The sequence below is a fragment of the Pseudomonas resinovorans NBRC 106553 genome (assembly GCF_000412695.1).
Lineage (GTDB): Bacteria > Pseudomonadota > Gammaproteobacteria > Pseudomonadales > Pseudomonadaceae > Metapseudomonas > Metapseudomonas resinovorans_A.
In genome coordinates this window covers 5,061,149-5,080,849 of the sequence record NC_021499.1, presented here as the reverse complement: position 1 = coordinate 5,080,849, position 19,701 = coordinate 5,061,149, and the positions used below count along the sequence as shown (strand labels likewise).

The window sequence follows — 19,701 nt, the reverse complement described above, 5'->3', positions numbered from 1 at the left end:
TTCGTTCCCATGCACTTTCCGGAGGTGCGGCATGGCCATCCGCGACGGCTTCAGCGGTAGCGTCGGCAACACCCCGCTGCTGCGGCTGGTGGGGCTCAGCGCCGAGACCGGCTGCGACATCCTGGCCAAGGCCGAATTCCTCAACCCCGGCGGCTCGGTCAAGGACCGCGCCGCCCGCCATATCCTCGACGACGCCGAGCGCCAGGGTCGGCTGCTGCCCTGCGGCACAGTGGTGGAAGGCACAGCCGGCAACACCGGAATCGGTCTTGCCCACCTCTGCGCGGAGCGGGGCTATCGCTGCATCATCGTGATCCCGGACAACCAGTCCGCGGAAAAACTCGACCTGCTGCAGACCCTGGGCGCCGAGGTGCGCCCGGTACCGCCCAAGCCCTACAAGGACCCGGACAACTACCAGAAGATCGCCGGCCGCCTGGCCGAGCAACTGCCCGGGGCCATCTGGGCCAACCAGTTCGACAACACCGCCAACCGCCAGGCGCATTTCGACACCACCGGCCCGGAGATCTGGGCGGATACCGGTGAGCGGCTGGACGCCTTCGTCTGCGCCACCGGCACCGGCGGCACCCTGGCCGGGGTGGCGCGCTACCTCAAGGGGCAAGATCCGCGCGTGCGCATCGTGCTCGCGGACCCCATGGGCAGCGCCCTGTACCACTGGGTGAAACACGGTGAACTGCTCGCCGAGGGCAGCTCGATCACCGAAGGGATCGGCACCACGCGCATCACCGCCAACCTCGAAGGCACCCCCATCGACGATGCCGTGCAGGTGGACGACCCGGCCTGCGTGGCCATGGTCTATCGGTTGCTGCGGGAGGAGGGCCTGTTCGTCGGCGGCTCCTCCGGCATCAACCTCGCCGCCGCCGTGCAGGTGGCCCGCCAGCTGGGGCCGGGGCACCGGGTGGTGACCCTGCTCTGCGACCGGGGCGGGCTGTATGCCGGGCGCCTGTTCAATCCGGCGTGGTTGGCGGAGAAGGGCCTGGCGGCTGCCGCTGGAGTGAAGGGGTAGGGCGCTTGATGGGTATCGCTTCGCTCAGCGGAACGCCGCCCGCCCCATCCTACAAGGCGGCCGCGTAGCCCGGATGCAATCCGGGGAGCGAGGGTGGGAAGTTACATCTCTCCCTGGGCGGAAAGGGTCGATGGAGCGCTTTCCGCTTCGCCATTTTCTTCGGCCCGCAGCGCCCGGCTCATGGCCTCGCAACTGTCGTTCCACTCGATCAGCCAGGCCGGCAGCGGCGGCGACACCGGGTCCACGCCCAGGGCCTCGGCGAACAGGTCGGGCGCCAGGACGCCCTCGGGGGCCTTGAACAGGCCACGGATCACCACCACGCCCAGCACCCGTCCGTGGCGGACGAAGCGGTGTTCGAGGAAGGTCCATTTGTCGTCCCAGCCGAGCAGGCGGCTGTGCAGCTCGAAGCGCTGGAAGGGCTTGAGGTCGCGGCGGAACTTGGCCATCGCGTCGCCCACGATGGGCAGGGCGCGGTGTTGCCAGGCCACGCGGGCGGCGCCGCTGCGCAGGACGAAATCCATGCGGCCGACATCGGCCAGGGTCAGGTAGCGCCCGTTGTTCACATGGCCGTTGAAGTCCAGGTCGTTGGGCAGCACGGTCATCTTCAGCACGCTGCTGCCGAGGGGCGTCACTCGGGGGCGGCGCCAATGGGTCAGCAGCATCCAGATCAGGCGAAACCAGAGGTTCATTACGGGGCTCCGTAGGTGGGCGGTACAGGGGGCATGGCGTGCTCGGTGGCGAGCAGGGCTGCTTTGTAGCGGAGGGCGGGGTGGCGCGGCAAGAAGGGAACAGGAGCGGGGAGTGAACAGGTTGGTGTCTCCCGGGGAGAGGCACCAACCTGTGGGGCTGGGTTGGCGGATGCTTACCAGCCGAGTTGCTTGTTGAAACCGAGCGCGTCGTAGTAGTCGCCCTGGTAGGTGATCTTTCCGTCCTTGACGCGCACGAAGCTCACGCCCTCGAACTTCAGCGGCTTGTTGGTGGCCGGGGTTTCGGCGCTCCAGGCACCGCTGTTGTTGCCGGCGAACTCCCACTGGAAGGCGATGCCGTCCGGGCTGACGATGGGTTCGCTGGTCATCTTCCAGGTGAGGTCCGGCACCGCGCCGACGAAGACCTTGATCACGTTGTCACGGGCAGCCACGCGGCCTTTCTGCGGCGTGCCCACCGTGGCGTCGAAGTACACCGCGTCCTCGGCCAGGAAGCTGGCGGCCTTGTCGACGTCGTGGGCGTTCCAGGCGGCCATGTAGCCTTCGACTACGGCCTTGGCATCGTCGGCTGCCTGGACCATCCCGGCCGTGGCGCAAAGCAGGATGAAGCTGAAATTACGCAAGGTATTACGCATTGCTCGTTCTCCTGGTGGTTTGCAGCGTGGGGTACATCCGGTAGGGGCGATTTCAATCGCCAAGCAGTCCGCAGGACTGCCTGACGGCATCGTCGGGGGCGACTGTGTCGCCCTTGGCGAATGAATTCGCCCCTACAACAACAGCGGCACCAATCCGGGCGTCGCGCGCGGAGCGGGCCAGGCGAGGAGGGCGGAGAAAGCGGAATGTACTGCAGTACATGAGCATTTCGACGTTCTCCTCAACAACGCCCGGGCCCGCGAGCGGCGTCCGGATCAGTGTTTGAACATGACGTGGCGAATGGCGGTGTAGTCCTCCAGCCCATACATGGACATGTCCTTGCCGTAGCCGGAGTGCTTGACGCCGCCGTGGGGCATTTCGCTGACCAGCATGAAATGAGTGTTGACCCAGGTGCAGCCGTACTGCAGGCGTGCGGACAGGCGGTGGGCGCGGCCGACATCCGAGGTCCAGACCGAGGAGGCCAGGCCGTAGTCGGAGTCGTTGGCCCAGTCCAGCACCTGCTCCTCAGTGTCGAAGGCGGTGACCGAGACCACCGGGCCGAAGACTTCGCGGCGGACGATTTCGTCGTCCTGGCGGGCGCCCGCGAGCACCGTGGGCTGGAAGAAGAAGCCCGGGCCGTCGGCGCGCTTGCCGCCGGTGACCACCTGGATGTGCGGCACGGCGCTGGCGCGCTGGACGAAGCCCTCGACGCGCTCCAGGTGCTGCGCGGTGATCAGCGGGCCGAGCTCGGTGCTCGGGTCGTCCTGCAGGCCGGTCTGGATGCTGCCGACGGCCTCGCCCAGCTTGGCCACGAACTTCTCGTAGATGCCCTTCTGCGCGTAGATGCGGCAGGCGGCGGTGCAGTCCTGGCCTGCGTTGTAGAAGCCGAAGGTGCGGATGCCTTCCACGGCGGCGTCGATGTCGGCGTCGTCGAAGATGATCACCGGGGCCTTGCCGCCCAGTTCCATGTGCATGCGTTTCACGCTATCGGCGGTGCCGGCGATGATGCGCGAACCGGTGGCGACCGAGCCGGTTAGCGAGACCATGCGTACCTTCGGGTGGGTCACCAGGGGTTCGCCGACGCTGGGGCCGCGGCCGAAGACCATGTTCACCACGCCGGCGGGGAACAGCTCATTGATGAATTCGGCCAGTTTGAGGGCGGTCAGCGGGGTCTGCTCGGAGGGTTTCAACACCACGGTGTTGCCGGCGGCCAGCGCCGGGGCGAGCTTCCAGGCGGCCATCATCAGCGGGTAGTTCCACGGCGCGATGGAGGCGACCACGCCCACCGGGTCGCGGCGGATCATCGAGGTGTGGCCGGGCAGGTATTCGCCGGCGGCGGAGCCGGACAGGCAGCGGCTGGCGCCGGCGAAGAAGCGGAACACGTCGGCCACCGCCGGCAGTTCGTCGTTCAGCGCCGCGGTGTAGGGCTTGCCGCAGTTCAGGGATTCCAGGCGGGCGAGTTCCTCGGCCTGGGCGTCGATCTTGTCGGCGAGCTTGAGCAGCAGGCCGGCGCGGTCCTTCGGCGGGGTCTGCGACCAGGCCGGGAAGGCGGCATCGGCGGCGCGCACGGCGGCGTCGACCTGGGCCGGGCTGGCTTCGGCGATTTCCACCAGGGCGCTGCCCAGCGACGGGTTGAGCACGGCGAGGCCGGGGCCTTCACCGGCGACGAGCTGGCCGTTGATCAGGAGTTTGGTTTGCATGGGCTGAATCCTCGCTGAGTTCTAGCCCCTCGCCCCCTGGGAGAGGGGTTGGGGTGAGGGAAATTCGGTGTGGCTCGGGCTGCCCTCTCCCGTTCGCGGTCCGCCCCTCTCCTCTCCCGGAGGGGGAGAGGAGAGGGGAGAAAAGCAGGGGAGAGGGCTGGCATCAAACGTTCTTACTTCCCGCTGCCCGCCACGCTCTCACCACCCTTGGTCAGGTAGTAGGCGCCGAGGATGGGCAGCATGGTCACCAGCATCACCAGCATGGCCACCACGTTGGTCACCGGGACGTCGCGCGGGCGGCTGAGCTGGTTGAGCAGCCAGATCGGCAGGGTGCGTTCGTGGCCGGCGGTGAAGGTGGTGACGATGATCTCGTCGAAGGACAGCGCGAAGGCCAGCATGCCGCCCGCCAGCAGCGCCGAGCCCAGGTTCGGCAGGATGATGTAGCGGAAGGTCTGCCAGCCGTCGGCACCCAGGTCCATCGAGGCTTCGATCAGGCTGTGGGAGGTGCGGCGCAGGCGCGCGATCACGTTGTTGTGGACGATCACTACGCAGAAGGTGGCGTGGCCGATGACGATGGTCAGCAGCCCCGGCTCGATACCCAGGCTCTTGAAGGCCGAGAGCAGGGCGATGCCGGTGATGATGCCGGGCAGGGCGATGGGCAGGATCAGCATCAGCGAGATGCCTTCCTTGCCGAAGAAGCTGCGGCGGTACAGCGCGGCCGCCGCCAGGGTGCCCAGCACCATGGCGATCAGGGTGGAGATCGCCGCCACCTGCAACGACAGCTTGATCGACTCCAGCACGTCGACGCGGCTGAAGGCCACGCTAAACCACTTCAGGGTGAAGCCCTGGGGCGGGAAGCTGAAGGCCGCATCCTCGGTGTTGAAGGCGTAGAGGACGATGATCAGGATCGGGATGTGCAGGAATGCCAGCCCGCCCCAGGCGGCCGCTTTCAGGCCTAACGAAGCTTTCTCAGAGTGCATCGAAGGCCCCCAGGCGTTTGACGATGGACAGGTAGATGGCGATCAGCACGATGGGCACCAGGGTGAAGGCGGCGGCCATGGGCATGTTGCCGATGGCGCCCTGCTGGGCGTAGACCATGCTGCCGATGAAGTAGCCGGGCGGGCCCACCAGTTGCGGCACGATGAAGTCGCCGAGCGTCAGGCTGAAGGTGAAGATGGAGCCGGCGGCGATGCCTGGAATGGACAGCGGCAGGACCACCTGCATGAAGGTCTGGCGCGGGTGCGCGCCGAGGTCCGCCGAGGCTTGCAGCAGGGACGGCGGCAGGCGCTCCAGGGAGGCCTGGATCGGCAGGATCATGAACGGCAGCCAGATGTAGACGAACACCAGGAAGCGGCCGAAGTGCGAGGTGGACAGGGTGCTGCCGCCCACGCCGGGCACGCCCAGCAGCAGTTCCAGCAGCGGTTCCAGGTGCAGCGCCTGGACGAACCACATCACCACGCCGCCCTTGGCCAGCAGCAGGGTCCAGGCATAGGCCTTGACGATGTAGCTGGCCCACATGGGCATCATCACCGCGATGTAGAAGAACGCCTTGGTCTTGCCCGTGGTGTAGCGCGCCATGTAGTAGGCGATGGGGAAGGCCAGCGCGGCACTGGCGATGGAGACGGCGATGGCCATGCCCAGGGTGCGCAGGATGATGTCGAAGTTGGCGGCCTGGAACAGCGCGGCGAAGTTGGCCAGGGTCAGGTCCGGCGTCACCGCCATGGTGAAGTCGTCGAAGGTGTAGAAGCCCTGCCAGAGCAGGCTCAGCAACGAACCCAGGTAGATGGCGCCGAACCACAGCAGCGGCGGCACCAGGAGCAGCGTCAGGTACAGGGCCGGCCGGCTGTAGAGCAGGCTCGACAGCCGGCGCAGCGGGCCGCTGGCGGCGCGCGGCCGCTCGGCGTTGAGGGTCAGTTCCATGTCACGCGCCCTCGGTCAGCTGGACCATGGCATCGCGGGCCCAGCGAGCGGTGACCACCTGGCCTTGCTGGTGCGGCGACGCGCTGTCCTGCCACTGGCTGTTGGCCTGGCTGATGCTGAGGTTCTGGCCGTTATCCAGGCGGATCTCGTAGCGGGTGGCGGCGCCCTGGTACTGGATGTCGTGCAGCAGGCCGCTGATTTCCACGTCGCCGGCCGCGCGCTCGCCCTGGGCGAAGCGGATGTGCTCGGGGCGGATGGAGAAGGGTTGCGCGACCCCGCTGAGCTGGCGCGCCAGGTCGCCGCGCAGCACGTTGGAGGTGCCGACGAACTCGGCGACGAAGGGGGTGGCCGGCTTCATGTAGAGGTTGCGCGGGGTATCCACCTGCTCGATGCGGCCCTTGTTGAACACCGCCACGCGGTCGGACATGGACAGCGCCTCGCCCTGGTCGTGGGTGACGAAGATGAAGGTGATGCCGAGCTGGCGTTGCAGTTTCTTCAACTCGCTCTGCATCTGCTCGCGCAGCTTGAGGTCCAGCGCGCCCAGGGGCTCGTCCAGCAACAGCACCCGTGGACGGTTGACCAGGGCGCGGGCCAGGGCCACGCGCTGGCGCTGGCCACCGGAGAGCTGCGCCGGCTTGCGCTCGCCGTAGCCGGCCAGGGCGACCATGCCCAGCGCCTCTTCTGCGCGGGCCAGGCGTTCGGACTTGCCCACGCCTTTCACCTTCAGGCCGTAGGCGACGTTGTCGCGCACGTTCATGTGGGGGAACAGGGCGTAGTCCTGGAACACGGTGTTCACGTCGCGCTCGTAGGGCGCAAGGCCCACGGCCTCCTCGCCATGGATGCGGATGGAGCCCGACGTGGGTTGCTCGAAGCCGGCGATCAGGCGCAGGCAGGTGGTCTTGCCCGAGCCCGAGGGGCCGAGCATGGAGAAGAACTCGCCGTCCTTGATATCGATGGATACCCGGTCGACGGCTTTGACCTCGCCGAACTGGCGGGATACCTGGGTGAACTGGACAGCAAGCGTCATGGTGCGGTGCTCCGGTGAAGCGAAAAAGGCATGACTTGGGCAGGGCTTCATGGCTGAAGCCCTGCGGGAATTTCAGGTGGTGCGGACCAGCTCCCTCTCCCTCTGGGAGAGGGTTGGGGTGAGGGTTATGTCAGCCGCTCGGTGTTGCGGGTAATTGGCTCCGTAGAGCTTAGGGAAACACCGAGTGGTCCCGGCTTCCCTCTCCCCCGGCCCCTCTCCCGGAGGGAGAGGGGGGCTTCAAGGGAGAGGTCGGTGCGGATTACCTTCCACCCATAATTGCGATGTAGTCCTGGGTCCAGCGGCTATAGGGGACGAACTTGCCACCCTCGGCCTGCGGGGTTTTCCAGAAGGCGATCTTGTCGAACTGGTCGAAGCCGTTGGTGGCGCAGCCCTCGGCGCCGAGCAGGGCGCTGGCCTTGCAGCCTTCCGGGGCGGCCGGCAGGGAGCCGAACCAGGCGGCGACGTCGCCCTGGACCTTGGGCTCCAGCGACCAGTTCATCCACTTGTAGGCGCAGCTCGGGTGCTTGGCGTCCACGTGCAGCATGGTGGTGTCGGCCCAGCCGGTGACGCCTTCCTTAGGCACCACGGTGGCCACCGGCTGACCTTCGGCCTTCAGGGTGTTGGCCATGTAGCCCCAGGTGCTGGAAGCGGCCACACCTTCGTTCTTGAAGTCGCTCATCTGCACGGTCGCGTCGTGCCAGTAGCGGTGCACCAGGGCGTGCTGGGTGCGCAGCACGTCGAGCACGGCGGTGTACTGCTCTTCGGTGAGCTGGTAGGGGTCCTGGATGCCCAGTTCCGGTTTGGCGGATTTCAGGTAGAGGGCGGCGTCGGCGATGTAGATCGGGCCGTCGTAGGCCTGCACGCGGCCCTTGTTGGCCTTGCCGTCGGCCAGTTGCTGGGCCTCGAACACGGCGCTCCAGCTGTCCGGCGCCTGCTTGAACAGCTTGGTGTTGTACATCAGCAGGTTCGGGCCCCACTGGTAGGGGGTGCCGTACTGCTGGCCCTGCACGGTGAACCAGGGGGCGTCCTTCAGGCGCGGGTCGAGGTTCTTCAGGTTGGGGATCAGCTCCGGGTTGATCGGCTGGACGCGCTTGCCGTAGATCAGGCGCAGGGAGGCGTCGCCGGAGGCGGTGACCAGGTCGTAGCCGCCCTTGGTCATCAGGCTGACCATTTCATCGGAGGTGGCGGCGGTCTTCACGTTGACCTTGCACCCGGTGTCCTGCTCGAACTGGGTCACCCAGTCGTAGCTCTTGTCCGACTCGCCGCGCTCGATGTAGCCGGGCCAGGCGACGATATCGAGCTGGCCTTCGCCAGCGCCGACTTGTTTCAGGGCTTCGGCGGCCTGCAGGCTGCCGCTGGCGAGGACGGCGGTGGCCACTGCGCTGAGCAGCGCGGTCTTGCGTACGGACATGATGTTCCCTCTTTTTCGTTATTGGTCGGGGCAGATCAAACAGGTACAGCCGGCCTTCGAGGCCCTTTGCTTCTACTTATGCCTCACGCCGCGTCATGGCCTTGCGAGCTAGAGCGAGACAAGGAGAGAACGGTCGAGGAAGCGGAGTTTGCTGGTGCAAATGAGCATTCCGAGACTGTTCTCGACGCGGTATCGCCGACGCGCAGCTGGCCATGGCAGGCGCTCACAGTTCAGTGCCGTGGCGGGCCATGATGTGGCGCACCACGCTGTAGTCCTGGAGCGAATCGCTGGACAGGTCCTTGCCGTAGCCGGAGCGCTTGAGGCCACCGTGGGGCATCTCGCTGGCCAGCATGAAATGGGTGTTGATCCAGGTGCAGCCGTACTGCAGCCGCGCGGCCACCTGCATGGCCTTGTCCAGGTTCTGGGTCCAGACCGAGGAGGCCAGGCCGTACTCGGAGTCGTTGGCCCAGTCCACGGCCTGGGCCAGGTCGTCGAAACGGGTGACGGTGACCACCGGGCCGAACACTTCGCGCTGGACGATTTCGTCCTGCTGCTTGCAGCCGGCCAGCAGGGTGGGCTGGTAGTAGAAGCCCGCGCCGGAATGCGCGGCGGCGCCGGTGACCCGCTCGATATGGGGCTGGCCGAGGGCGCGCTCGACGAAGCTGGCCACGCGGTCGCGCTGGCGGGCGCTGATCAGCGGGCCGATTTCGTTGTCCTGGTCGCGCTTGCGGGCGAAGCGCAGGCTGGACACGGCCTCGCCCAGCTCGCTCACCAGGCGGTCGTGGATACCGGCCTGGGCGTAGATACGGCAGGCCGCGGTGCAGTCCTGGCCGGCGTTGTAGTAGCCGTGGGTACGCACGCCCTGGATCACGGCGTCGAGGTCGGCGTCGTTGCAGACGATCACCGGCGCCTTGCCGCCCAGTTCCAGGTGGGTGCGCTTCAGGGTGCGGGCGGCGCTCTGGAGGATCTTCTGGCCGGTGACTATGTCGCCGGTGAGCGACACCATGCGGACCTTCGGGTGCCCCACCAGTTGGCTGCCGACGCTGTCGCCGCCACCGCAGAGGATGTTGATCACCCCCGGCGGGAGGATTTCGGCGAGCGCCGGCGCCAGGGCCAGGATCGACAGCGGGGTGTGTTCCGAGGGCTTGAAGATCAGGGTGTTGCCGGCGGCGAGGGCCGGGGCGATCTTCCAGGCCGCCATCATCAGCGGGTAGTTCCAGGGGGCGATGGAGGCCACCACGCCCACTGGGTCGCGGCGCACCAGGCTGGTGTGGCCGGGGACGTATTCGCCGGCCAGCTGGCCCTGCTGGCAGCGCACGGCGCCGGCGAAGAAGCGGAACACGTCGGCGGTGGCGGGGATGTCGTCCTGGCGCGCCAGGTGCAGCGGCTTGCCGCAGTTCAGGGCTTCCAGGCGGGCGAGCGCGTCGGCGTTCTTGTCGATGGCGTCGGCGATGGCCAGCAGCGCGGCGGAGCGTTGCGCCGGGGTAGTCCGCGACCAGCCGGCGAAGGCGCGGTGGGCGGCGGCGACGGCGGCTTCGACCTGCTCGATGGAGGCTTCGGCGATGCTGGCGAGGATTTCCCCGCTGGCGGGGTTGATGATGGCTTCGGCCAGCCCTTCGCCGCTGACCAGTCGGCCATCGATCAGCAGTTCGCTGTGCAGGGTCGGGTTGCTGGTGGCGCCGGTCATCTTGCTGGCTCGTTTCTTCTCGTTCTTTTGTTGTTCAGTCATCCCGGTGCTCCTTGGGGCGCCCGACATGGCTCTGCTTATGAGGTCGAGAGACTAGTGGCCGGGCTTGAGGTCGACAAATTCTAAATATTGAAAGCAGCGTTCGATTAAATCGAAGGCTTGCGGCTGTTGGGCTGCTCCCGCGCCACGGTGAGGAAGGGGTCCACCAGGGGTGGCCGCGCGGTGCCGCGACGCCAGGCCAGGCCCACGTCCAGGGGTTCGCCCAGGTCCACCAGGGGGCGGGCTTCGATGATGTCGCCTTCCAGGGACCAGGGGCGGTAGGTCATGTCCGGCTGGATCGATACGCCAAGGCCCGCCGCCACCAGGCTGCGCACCGCTTCCACCGAGGCGGTGCGCAGGGTCACCTGGGGCGTGAGGCCGGCGCGGGACCAGACCCGCTGGGTGTGCAGGCCCATTTCGTCGGCGTTGAGCTGGATCAGCGGCACGCCGGCCACGTCCACCAGGCTGATGCTGTCCAGCTCCAGCAGCGGGTGCTGGGCGGGCAGCCAGAGGCGGTGGGGCGAATGGGTCAGGACTTCGGTCTGCAGGGCGTGGCGATCCTCCAGGTTGGAGAGGATCAACACGCCGACGTCGATCTCGCCGCTCACCAGCAGGTGCTCGATGTAGGGGCGCTCGTCCTCCACCACCCGCGTCTTCACATTGGGGTAGGCGCGCTGGAAGCGGGTAATGAGGTCGGCCAGGTAATAACCGGCCACCAGGCTGGTCACGCCGATGGTGAGGCTGCCGGCCACCTGGTCGGTGCTCTGCTGGAGGCTGCGCTTGGCGTTGTCCACGGTGGCCAGGATCAGGTGCGCCTGGCGCAGGAACTGGTGACCCTGGTGGGTCAGAGACATGCCCTTGGCGTGACGGTTGAAGAGGCTGACGCCGATTTCCTCTTCCAGCTGCTGGATGGCCAGGGTCAGGGTGGACTGGGAAATGAACACCGCCTGGGCGGCGGCGGAGATCGAGCCGGTTTCGGCGACGGCGATGAAGTGGCGGATCTGGCGGAGGGTCATCATGGGCGTGGTTCGCTTCTGCCAACGGATAGGGTTTATCGAAATCTGAATGACTGTTTCGCTTTTTTAGATGGGAATGGTCAAGCCCGCCACCTTGCGGGCCCGCAGCAATATCTCGAAGCACTCTGCGCGCTGCCGTGGAGGATGCCAGCGGCTAGAGTCGATCGATTCCCGCAATCGGACCGATCTGGAGGCTTCCATGAACACCCGCGGACTGCTGGACCAACTGCTCAAATCCGGCCAGGACCTGCTGCAACAGAAGGCTGGCGGCAACTCCGGCGGCGGCAAGTCCGGCAATGGCAACCTCGGCAGCCTGCTCACCGGCGCCGGTGGCGGCGCCCTGGCGGCGGGAGCCCTGGGCCTGCTGCTGGGCAACAAGAGCGCACGCAAGCTGGGCGGCAAGGCGCTGACCTACGGCGGCCTGGCTGCACTCGGCGTGCTGGCCTACAAGGCCTATGGCAACTGGCAGGCGCAGCAGGCCTCGGCGCCCAACGGCGAACCCCAGACCCTCGACCGCCTGCCCGCGCCCCAGGCCGAGCTGCACAGCCAGGCGATCCTCAAGGCGCTGGTGGCGGCGGCCAAGGCCGACGGCCATGTGGATGCCCGCGAGCGCCAGCTGATAGAGGAAGAACTGGCCAAGCTCACCCAGGACGCCGAACTGCGTGGCTGGCTCGACGCCGAGCTGAACAAGCCGCTGGACCCCGCCGATGTCGCCCGCGCCGCCGGCACCCCGGAAATGGCCGCCGAGATGTACCTGGCCAGCGTGCTGATGGTGGACGAGGAGCACTTCATGGAGCGCGCCTACCTGGAAGAGCTGGCCCGGCAACTGCGGCTCGATCCCGGCCTGAAGCTCGAACTGGAGCGGCAGGTGCGGCAGGAACTGGCCTGATCGCCACCTCGCGTGTGACGCTGACGCAGTACCAGCGGCCTGCCCTTCAGGCCGCGGATTCATTCGCGGGGCTCGGGTAGGCGAGCCCCGCACCTCGCAGCATTTCCATCTGCAAAACCCCCACTTTCTGCCAAACTCCCCCGAAGCCTCGTCCCGCCGGCTTTCTGGCGACGTTTACCTGCGCCGATCTGGTGCTTGCGGGCGTTATGGCGAGCCACTAGAGTCGCCGCCATCGGCGTTTAGCCAACAAGATTCCGGGCACTGGTAACGGGGAAGATTGTGAAGAACTGGACTGTTCGCTTGCGTATCCAGGCAAGTTTCGCGGTGATTATCGCCATCATGCTGTTGATGGCCCTGATGTCCTACCTTCAGTTGCGCAGCATCGAGAAGGAAAGCGACCAGGTGCTCAGCGATTCCGTGCCCGGCATGTACGTGATCAGCAAGCTGCGCAGCGGCTGGACCGACAACATGCTGCGGACCCAGGCCATGCTGGGTGACGATGCCGCCGATGGCATACAGCTGTACCCGGGTGACGAGAAGGCGCTGGAGGAAAGCAGCGAACAGCTGGCTGCCTTCCTCAAGGCCTACGAGGCCACCATCTCCAGGACGGACGATGTCGAGAGCTACCGGCAATTCCTCGACATCCACGAAGCCTACAGCGAACGCCAGGCCGAACTGCTGGAGCAGTTGCGCGCCGGCAACCTCGGGCAGGCCCGCCGGACCTTCCACGATGAGCTGATCGTGCAGTGGACCAAAGGGCGCCAAGCGCTCAACGACATGATCGATTTCAACAAGAGCACCGCCGAGGCGTCGGTCGGGGAGATCGTCAGCTCGGTGCGCAATGCCGAGCGCAGCATGCTCCTGGCCATGTTGCTGGCCGTTACCGCCGCCGCCGTCTGCGGCTTGCTGCTGATGCGCGCCATCACCCGTCCGGTGGGCGGCATTGTCGAAACCCTGCGGGTCATGGGTGGCGGCGACCTGTCGACGCGACTGGACCTCAAGCGCAACGACGAATTCAACGCCATCGAAACCGGCTTCAACAGCATGGCCGACGAGCTCAAGACCCTGGTGTCCCAGGCCCAGCGTTCGGCGGTGCAGGTGACCACCTCGGTCACCGAGATCGCCGCCACCTCCAAGCAGCAGCAGGCCACCGCCACCGAAACCGCCGCCACCACCACAGAAATCGGCGCCACCTCGCGGGAGATCGCCGCCACGTCCCGCGACCTGGTGCGAACCATGACCGAAGTGTCCGGCACCGCCGAGCAGGCCTCCATCCTCGCCGGCTCCGGCCAGTTGGGCCTCGCCCGCATGGAAGACACCATGCACCAGGTGATGGGTGCCGCCGAGCTGGTGAACGCCAAACTGGCGATCCTCAACGAGAAGGCCGGCAACATCAATCAGGTGGTCACCACCATCGTCAAGGTGGCCGACCAGACCAACCTGTTGTCCCTCAACGCCGCCATCGAGGCCGAGAAGGCCGGCGAGTACGGTCGCGGTTTCGCCGTGGTCGCCACCGAGGTGCGGCGCCTGGCCGACCAGACCGCCGTGGCCACCTACGACATCGAACAGATGGTCCGCGAGATCCAGTCGGCGGTGTCCGCCGGGGTCATGGGCATGGACAAGTTCTCCGAAGAAGTGCGCCGCGGCATCGCCGAAGTGGGGCAGGTGGGCGAGCAGCTGTCGCAGATCATCCAGCAGGTGCAGGCCCTGGCGCCGCGGGTGCAGATGGTCAACGAGGGCATGCAGGCCCAGGCCACCGGCGCCGAACAGATCAACCAGGCCCTGGTGCAACTGGGCGAGGCCACCGGGCAGACCGTGGACTCGCTGCGCCAGGCCAGCTCCGCCATCGACGAACTGAACCTGGTGGCCAACGGCCTGCGAACCGGCGTCAGCCGCTTCAAGGTGTGAGCCGGCGCCATGGGCCCGAGTCGAACCCGTGTCCCGGCCCGCGCCGCCAGGGGCCAGCTGTACCTGCAGTTCCGCATGGGGGGCGACCGCTATGCGCTGGACGTCCATGAAGTGGTGGAAGTGCTGCCCTTGCGGCAGCTGAAGCAGGTGCCCGAGGCGCCGGCCTGGGTCGCCGGGGTGTTTTCCCACCGTGGCGCGCTGGTGCCGGTGCTGGACCTGGGCGTACTCGCCTTCGGCCAGCCGGCCCAGGTGCGCACCAGCACCCGCCTGGTGCTGGTGGACTACCCCCATGAAGGCCGCTCGCGCTGGCTCGGGCTGATCCTCGAACAGGCCACCGACACCCTGCGCTGCCGCGCGGACGAGTTCCGCGACTACGGCCTGGAGCAGGGCGGGGCGCGCTACCTGGGACCGGTCTACGCGGGCGCCGATGGCCTGGTGCAACGCATTCGCGTCGCCGACCTGCTGCCGGATGACGTGCGCGCGCTGCTGTTCCCGGCGACGGAGGGCGCGGCATGATCGAGCGCTTCGAGACCCTGTTGAAGAACCGCATCGGCCTGGAGGCGGAGTCCGTCGGCCGGATCGTCATCGAGCGCGCGGTGCGCCAGCGCATGCACGCCAGCGGCTGCGCCAGCGAAGACAGCTACTGGACCGCCCTCAACGCGTCCCCGGTCGAACAGCAGGCCCTGGTGGAAGCCGTGGTGGTGCCGGAAACCTGGTTCTTCCGCTACCCCGAATCCTTCGCGGCCCTCGCGCGGCTGGCCTTCGAGCGGCTGCCGGCGCTGGCTCCCGGGCGGCCCTTGCGGATCCTCAGCCTGCCCTGTTCCACGGGCGAGGAACCCTTTTCCATCGTCATGGCGCTGCTGGACGCCGGCCTGGCACCGGGGTTGTTCCAGGTGGACGCGGTGGATATCAGCGAACGGGTCCTGGAGCGCGCGCGCCAGGGCCTCTACGGGCGCAATTCGTTTCGCGGCGATGTGCTGGATTTCCGCGAGCGCTACTTCATCCCCGCCGGCGAGGGCTATGCCCTGGCCCAGCAAGTGGCGGGCAAGGTGCGCTTCTGGCGCGGCAATCTGCTGGACCCCGGCCTGCTCGCCGGTGAACCCGCCTACGATTTCGTGTTCTGCCGCAACCTGCTGATCTATTTCGACCGACCGACCCAGGTGGCGGTGCTGGAGGTTCTCAAGCGCCTGATGCAACGCGACGGCGCCATGTTCATCGGCCCGGCCGAGGCCAGCCTGCTCAGCCAGCAGGGCATGCAGGCGCTGGGTTATCCACAGGCGTTCGTGTTCCGCCATGCACCCCCCAAGGCCGCCGCCAAGCCTGTCAGGGCGCCGGCCCGGGCCGCCGTACCCCTGCCGCCCGTGGCGCCGCTGCGCAGCCCGGCCAAGCCACGGCCACCGCTGCCCAAACCGCAAACGCCGCAGCCAGGGGTCGATACCTCGGGGCGCGACGCCGCCCTGGCGACCATCGCCAGCCTGGCCAACAGTGGCCGCAGCGAGGAAGCCCGCAGCGCCTGCGAGGCCTTCCTGGCCGCCCATGGTCCCTCGGCCGACGTCTTCTACTGGCTCGGCCTGCTCAGCGATGTGGCGGGCCGGCTCGACGACGCCCAGGACTACTACCGCAAGGCGTTGTACCTGGCGCCGCAGCACGCCGAGGCCCTGGCCCACCTGGCGGCCTTGCTCGCCGCCCGTGGCGATCGCGCCGGCGCGCAGCGCCTGCAGCAGCGCGCCATTCGTGGAGTGAACAACGATGGTCGTTGACCGCCTGCCCCTGATCGCCAGCGACCAGCTGCCGGCGGTGGACGATTGCTGGAACCGCATTGGCGTGCATGGCGACAAGTCGTGCGAACGCCTGGCCGCCCATGTCCACTGCCGCAACTGCGAGGTGCACGCGGCGGCGGCCACCCTGTTGCTGGACCGCTACGCGCTGGTCCGCGAAGAGCTCGACACGACAGTCACCGACGCTACCGAGGACGATGGCCGCGAGCGCCTTTCCATCCTGGTGTTCCGTCTTGGCGATGAGTGGCTCGGCCTGGCCACCCGCTGCCTGGTGGAGGTGGCGGCGATCAACCCCATCCACTCCCTGCCGCACCAGCGTTCCCTGGCCCTGCTGGGGGTGACCAACGTGCGCGGGGCCCTGGTGGCCTGCCTGTCTCTGGCTGAACTGCTGGGGCTGGAGCTGGGCGCCGAGGTGGCCGGCGAGCACCGCGTGGTACCGCGAATGCTGATCCTCGGCAGCCAGGGTGGCCCCCTGGTGGCGCCGGTGGATGAAGTGGACGGCATCCACGCCATCCCGCTGGACGCGCTGGTCGATCCCGGCCGCACTCCGGACCTGGCGGCGCGCCAGTTCGCCTCGGGTGTGGTGCAGTGGCGCGGGCGCAGTGTCACCCTGTTGCACGAAGACCTGCTGCTGCAGGCCATGGCAAGGAGCCTGGCATGACCCCGGACGAGATGCGCGACGCGTCCCTGCTGGAGCTGTTCCGCCTGGAGGCGGAAGCCCAGACCCAGATGCTCAACGCCGGCCTGCTGGTGCTGGAACGCAACCCGACCCAGGCCGACCAACTGGAAGCCTGCATGCGCGCGGCGCACTCCCTGAAAGGGGCGGCGCGCATCGTCGGGCTGGACGCCGGGGTGCGGGTCGCCCATGTGATGGAGGACCTGCTGGAAGCCGCGCGCCAGGGGCATGTGCGCCTGCAACCGGACAATATCGACGCGCTGCTGCAGGGCTCGGACCTGTTGCTGCGCATTGGCGCCGACGCCGATTGGGCGGACAACGCCGGCCGCGAGGCCATCGAGGCACTGGTCGCGCGCTTGCAGGGGCGCTCCGATACGACGCCCCCCGTAGCTGCCGGCGTTCTGCGCGAGCCGGTCATCCCGGGTCCGCAGCCCGCCAGCGCGCCGCCGCTGCCGGTCGCCGTGGCGCCCGTGGTGGAGCCTGCGCCTCGCGATGCGGAAGCGCCGGCACCCGCCGAGGGTTCCGGCGAGGCCCGCGACCGGGTGCTGCGGGTCAGCGCCGAACGCCTCGACCACCTGCTGGATATCTCCAGCAAATCCCTGGTGGAATTCCAGCGCATCAAGCCGCTGAACGATTCCCTGCACCGCCTCAAGCGCCTCCAGGCCAGCGCCAGTCGCGCACTGGACGTGGCCCGCGAGTCGGTGCTGGACGGCAGCCTCGACCCGCAGGCCCAGGCCATGCTCGGCGAGGCTCGGCAACTGCTGGGCGAATGCCAGCAGATGCTCGCCGGCTACATGACCGACTTCGATGAGTTTGGCTGGCAAGGCGGCCAGCGCGCGCAGCTGTTGTACGACGCCGCCCTGGCATCGCGCATGCGCCCCTTCGCCGATGTGCTCGCCGGCCAGGCGCGGATGGTCCGCGACCTCGGCCGATCCCTCGGCAAGCCGGTGCGCCTGGAGGTGACCGGCGAGAGCACCCAGGTCGACCGTGACGTGCTGGAGCGACTCGAAGCGCCCCTGACCCACCTGCTGCGCAACGCCGTCGACCACGGTATCGAGAGCCCGCAGCTGCGCGTGCGCCTGGGCAAGGCGGAGGAGGGCGTGATTCGCCTGCATGCCCGGCACCACGCCGGGATGCTCCTGCTGGAGCTGGCCGACGATGGCGCCGGGGTGGACCTGGAACGCCTGCGCGACGCGGTGGTGGCGCGGCAGTTCGCCAACCTGGAAACCGCCACGCGGATGACCGAGGAAGAGTTGCTGGCGTTTCTCTTCCTGCCCGGTTTCAGCATGCGCGAGCAGGTCACCGAAGTGTCGGGACGCGGCGTCGGTCTCGACGCGGTGCAGCACATGGTCCGGCAGTTGCGCGGTGGTGTGCGCATGGAACAGCGCAGCGGGCGCGGCGCCAGCTTCCATATCGAGGTGCCGCTGACCCTCTCGGTGGTGCGTAGCCTGGTAGTGGAGGTGGGCGGCGAGGCCTACGCCTTCCCGCTGGCACATATCGAGCGCATGACCCGCCTGCAGCACGAGGACATCGTCCAGCTCGAAGGCCGCCAGCATTTCTGGCACGAAGGGCGCCACGTCGGCCTGATCTCGGCCAGCCAGATTCTCCAGTGCGCCGAGGGCAAGCGCGACGAGGCGGGTATCCCCGTGGTGCTGATCAGCGAGCGCGACAGCTGCTACGGCGTGGCGGTGGAGCGCTTCATCGGCGAGCGCACCCTGGTGGTGATGCCGCTGGACCCGCGCCTGGGCAAGGTCCAGGACCTGTCCGCCGGCGCCCTGCTGGACGACGGCCGGCCGGTGCTGATTCTCGACGTCGAGGACCTGTTCAAGTCGGTGGCCAAGCTGCTCGGCAGCGGTCGCCTGGAAAAGGTCGATCGCAGCGGCCGCCAGGGCGTGGGTGCCCAACGCAAACGGGTACTGGTGGTGGACGACTCCCTCACCGTGCGCGAGCTGGAGCGCAAGTTGCTGCTCAGTCGCGGCTACGAGGTGGCGGTGGCCGTGGACGGCATGGACGGCTGGAACGCCCTGCGCTCCGAGCATTTCGACCTGCTGATCACCGACATCGACATGCCGCGCATGGATGGCATCGAACTGGTCACCCTGGTGCGTCGCGATAACCGTTTGCAGTCCCTTCCGGTAATGGTGGTGTCCTACAAGGACCGCGAAGAGGACAGGCGCAGAGGCCTGGATGCCGGCGCCGACTATTATCTGGCCAAGGCCAGTTTCCATGACGAGGCGTTGCTGGACGCGGTGGTCATGCTGATAGGGGAGGCCCACGGATGAGGATAGGGATAGTCAACGACATGCCGCTCGCGGTGGAGGCGCTGCGCCGGGCCCTGGCCCTGGAGCCGGCGCACCAGATCGCCTGGGTCGCCGGCAATGGCGCGGAGGCCGTGGAGCGCTGCGCCCTCGACGTGCCGGATGTGGTGCTGATGGACTTGCTGATGCCGGTCATGGACGGCGTCGAGGCGACCCGCCAGATCATGGCGCACAGCCCTTGCGCCATTCTCATCGTCACCGTGGACATCGAGCAGAACGTGCACCGGGTGTTCGAGGCCATGGGCCATGGCGCCCTGGATGCGGTGAACACCCCGGCGCTGGGCAGCGACCAGGCGCGGGAGGCCGCCCTGTTGTTGCGCAAGATCCAGAACATCGGCTGGCTGGTGGGCCCGCGGGACAAGCGCGGCCAGGGGCACGCGGCCGCACGTCAGTCCCTCGGCAGCGGCCAGCGCCTGGTGGCCATCGGTGCCTCGGCCGGCGGCCCGGCGTCGTTGGCGCAATTGCTCAAGCAGCTGCCCGAGTCGTTCTCGGCGGCTGTGGTGCTGGTGCAACATGTGGACGAGGTCTTCGCCGCCGGCATGGCCGAATGGCTGGCCAGAGAGTCGTGCCTGCCGGTGCGCCTGGCCCGGGAGGGCGAACCGCCACAGGCGGGGACCGTGCTCCTGGCCGGCACCAACAATCACCTGCGGCTCCAGGCCGACGGCAGCCTGGCCTACACGGCCGAACCCACCAGTTTCGTGTACCGGCCGTCGATCGACGTATTCTTCGACAGCCTGGTGGCGCACTGGAAGGGTGACGCCATCGGCGTGCTGCTCACCGGCATGGGCCAGGATGGCGCCGAAGGCCTCAAGCGCATGCGCGAGCGGGGCTTCCTGACCATCGCCCAGGACCAGGCCAGCTGCGCCGTCTATGGAATGCCCAAGGCCGCCGCCGCCATCGGTGCGGCGGTGGAAATACTCGCCCTGGAGCGCATCGCGCCCCGGCTGGTCGAGGCACTCGGATGAAATTCAACT

17 protein-coding genes are annotated in these 19,701 nt (G+C 67.8%); 8 read left to right on the top strand and 9 right to left on the bottom strand.

Going from position 1 to position 19,701, the window contains the following annotated elements; genetic code table 11:
- Positions 1-31 precede the first annotated feature (31 nt).
- Positions 32-1,021: a cysteine synthase A gene (locus tag PCA10_RS22865; protein ID WP_016494462.1), complete on the top strand. Its 990-nt coding sequence runs from the start codon at positions 32-34 to the stop codon at positions 1,019-1,021.
- 101 nt (positions 1,022-1,122) lie between these two features.
- On the opposite strand, the gene PCA10_RS22860 is transcribed toward PCA10_RS22865, so the two are convergent.
- The 9 genes from PCA10_RS22860 to PCA10_RS22820 form a co-directional block, all read right to left on the bottom strand.
- A complete protein-coding gene (locus tag PCA10_RS22860; protein WP_041770413.1) occupies positions 1,123-1,710 on the bottom strand; it encodes a thioesterase family protein in 588 nt (195 codons plus the stop codon).
- 173 nt (positions 1,711-1,883) lie between these two features.
- Positions 1,884-2,360 carry an ester cyclase gene (locus PCA10_RS22855; RefSeq protein ID WP_016494460.1) on the bottom strand — a complete coding sequence of 159 codons (477 nt, stop codon included), beginning with the start codon at positions 2,358-2,360 and terminating at the stop codon, positions 1,884-1,886.
- A gap of 273 nt (positions 2,361-2,633) precedes the next feature.
- On the bottom strand, positions 2,634-4,058 hold the full coding sequence (locus tag PCA10_RS22850; RefSeq protein WP_016494459.1) for a gamma-aminobutyraldehyde dehydrogenase: 1,425 nt from the start codon (positions 4,056-4,058) through the stop codon (positions 2,634-2,636).
- Between the two features lie 173 nt (positions 4,059-4,231).
- Positions 4,232-5,038 (bottom strand): ABC transporter permease, encoded by an 807-nt coding sequence (locus PCA10_RS22845; protein ID WP_016494458.1) that lies wholly within the window; start codon positions 5,036-5,038, stop codon positions 4,232-4,234.
- On the bottom strand, positions 5,028-5,978 hold the full coding sequence (locus PCA10_RS22840; protein ID WP_016494457.1) for an ABC transporter permease: 951 nt from the start codon (positions 5,976-5,978) through the stop codon (positions 5,028-5,030). Before PCA10_RS22840 ends, PCA10_RS22845 begins: the two co-directional genes overlap by 11 nt.
- A gap of 1 nt (position 5,979) precedes the next feature.
- Positions 5,980-7,005, bottom strand: coding sequence for an ABC transporter ATP-binding protein (locus PCA10_RS22835; protein ID WP_016494456.1), 1,026 nt, complete (start codon positions 7,003-7,005; stop codon positions 5,980-5,982).
- A 259-nt stretch (positions 7,006-7,264) separates the two neighbouring features.
- The gene (gene ydcS / locus PCA10_RS22830; RefSeq protein WP_016494455.1) at positions 7,265-8,416 is read right to left on the bottom strand and encodes a putative ABC transporter substrate-binding protein YdcS; all 1,152 of its coding nucleotides are present in this window, start codon (positions 8,414-8,416) and stop codon (positions 7,265-7,267) included.
- A 223-nt stretch (positions 8,417-8,639) separates the two neighbouring features.
- Positions 8,640-10,145: a gamma-aminobutyraldehyde dehydrogenase gene (locus tag PCA10_RS22825; protein ID WP_016494454.1), complete on the bottom strand. Its 1,506-nt coding sequence runs from the start codon at positions 10,143-10,145 to the stop codon at positions 8,640-8,642.
- 104 nt (positions 10,146-10,249) lie between these two features.
- On the bottom strand, positions 10,250-11,161 hold the full coding sequence (locus tag PCA10_RS22820; RefSeq protein WP_016494453.1) for a LysR family transcriptional regulator: 912 nt from the start codon (positions 11,159-11,161) through the stop codon (positions 10,250-10,252).
- A 196-nt stretch (positions 11,162-11,357) separates the two neighbouring features.
- On the opposite strand from PCA10_RS22820, the gene PCA10_RS22815 reads away from it, so the two are divergent.
- From PCA10_RS22815 to cheB, 7 genes are all read left to right on the top strand, one after another.
- Positions 11,358-12,047 carry a tellurite resistance TerB family protein gene (locus PCA10_RS22815; protein ID WP_016494452.1) on the top strand — a complete coding sequence of 230 codons (690 nt, stop codon included), beginning with the start codon at positions 11,358-11,360 and terminating at the stop codon, positions 12,045-12,047.
- A gap of 279 nt (positions 12,048-12,326) precedes the next feature.
- Positions 12,327-13,955, top strand: coding sequence for a methyl-accepting chemotaxis protein (locus PCA10_RS22810; RefSeq protein WP_041770412.1), 1,629 nt, complete (start codon positions 12,327-12,329; stop codon positions 13,953-13,955).
- A gap of 9 nt (positions 13,956-13,964) precedes the next feature.
- Positions 13,965-14,471: a chemotaxis protein CheW gene (locus PCA10_RS22805; protein WP_016494450.1), complete on the top strand. Its 507-nt coding sequence runs from the start codon at positions 13,965-13,967 to the stop codon at positions 14,469-14,471.
- Complete coding sequence (locus PCA10_RS22800) at positions 14,468-15,715, top strand: CheR family methyltransferase (protein WP_016494449.1); 1,248 nt, start codon at positions 14,468-14,470, stop codon at positions 15,713-15,715. Before PCA10_RS22805 ends, PCA10_RS22800 begins: the two co-directional genes overlap by 4 nt.
- On the top strand, positions 15,705-16,394 hold the full coding sequence (locus tag PCA10_RS22795; RefSeq protein ID WP_016494448.1) for a chemotaxis protein CheW: 690 nt from the start codon (positions 15,705-15,707) through the stop codon (positions 16,392-16,394). Before PCA10_RS22800 ends, PCA10_RS22795 begins: the two co-directional genes overlap by 11 nt.
- The gene (locus PCA10_RS22790; protein ID WP_016494447.1) at positions 16,391-18,691 is read left to right on the top strand and encodes a hybrid sensor histidine kinase/response regulator; all 2,301 of its coding nucleotides are present in this window, start codon (positions 16,391-16,393) and stop codon (positions 18,689-18,691) included. Before PCA10_RS22795 ends, PCA10_RS22790 begins: the two co-directional genes overlap by 4 nt.
- Positions 18,688-19,692 carry a chemotaxis response regulator protein-glutamate methylesterase gene (cheB, locus tag PCA10_RS22785; protein ID WP_016494446.1) on the top strand — a complete coding sequence of 335 codons (1,005 nt, stop codon included), beginning with the start codon at positions 18,688-18,690 and terminating at the stop codon, positions 19,690-19,692. The genes PCA10_RS22790 and cheB overlap by 4 nt, the downstream gene beginning before the upstream one ends.
- The last annotated feature ends 9 nt before the right edge of the window (positions 19,693-19,701 follow it).

What these genes read in the sequence shown, in the direction of transcription:
- PCA10_RS22865 (WP_016494462.1), top strand. Translation starts at nt 32, where the DNA reads ATGGCCATCCGCGACGGCTTCAGCGGTAGCGTCGGCAACACCCCGCTG.
- PCA10_RS22860 (WP_041770413.1), bottom strand. Translation starts at nt 1,710, where the DNA reads ATGAACCTCTGGTTTCGCCTGATCTGGATGCTGCTGACCCATTGGCGC.
- PCA10_RS22855 (WP_016494460.1), bottom strand. Translation starts at nt 2,360, where the DNA reads ATGCGTAATACCTTGCGTAATTTCAGCTTCATCCTGCTTTGCGCCACG.
- PCA10_RS22850 (WP_016494459.1), bottom strand. Translation starts at nt 4,058, where the DNA reads ATGCAAACCAAACTCCTGATCAACGGCCAGCTCGTCGCCGGTGAAGGC.
- PCA10_RS22845 (WP_016494458.1), bottom strand. Translation starts at nt 5,038, where the DNA reads ATGCACTCTGAGAAAGCTTCGTTAGGCCTGAAAGCGGCCGCCTGGGGC.
- PCA10_RS22840 (WP_016494457.1), bottom strand. Translation starts at nt 5,978, where the DNA reads ATGGAACTGACCCTCAACGCCGAGCGGCCGCGCGCCGCCAGCGGCCCG.
- PCA10_RS22835 (WP_016494456.1), bottom strand. Translation starts at nt 7,005, where the DNA reads ATGACGCTTGCTGTCCAGTTCACCCAGGTATCCCGCCAGTTCGGCGAG.
- ydcS (WP_016494455.1), bottom strand. Translation starts at nt 8,416, where the DNA reads ATGTCCGTACGCAAGACCGCGCTGCTCAGCGCAGTGGCCACCGCCGTC.
- PCA10_RS22825 (WP_016494454.1), bottom strand. Translation starts at nt 10,145, where the DNA reads ATGACTGAACAACAAAAGAACGAGAAGAAACGAGCCAGCAAGATGACC.
- PCA10_RS22820 (WP_016494453.1), bottom strand. Translation starts at nt 11,161, where the DNA reads ATGATGACCCTCCGCCAGATCCGCCACTTCATCGCCGTCGCCGAAACC.
- PCA10_RS22815 (WP_016494452.1), top strand. Translation starts at nt 11,358, where the DNA reads ATGAACACCCGCGGACTGCTGGACCAACTGCTCAAATCCGGCCAGGAC.
- PCA10_RS22805 (WP_016494450.1), top strand. Translation starts at nt 13,965, where the DNA reads ATGGGCCCGAGTCGAACCCGTGTCCCGGCCCGCGCCGCCAGGGGCCAG.
- PCA10_RS22800 (WP_016494449.1), top strand. Translation starts at nt 14,468, where the DNA reads ATGATCGAGCGCTTCGAGACCCTGTTGAAGAACCGCATCGGCCTGGAG.
- PCA10_RS22795 (WP_016494448.1), top strand. Translation starts at nt 15,705, where the DNA reads ATGGTCGTTGACCGCCTGCCCCTGATCGCCAGCGACCAGCTGCCGGCG.
- PCA10_RS22790 (WP_016494447.1), top strand. Translation starts at nt 16,391, where the DNA reads ATGACCCCGGACGAGATGCGCGACGCGTCCCTGCTGGAGCTGTTCCGC.
- cheB (WP_016494446.1), top strand. Translation starts at nt 18,688, where the DNA reads ATGAGGATAGGGATAGTCAACGACATGCCGCTCGCGGTGGAGGCGCTG.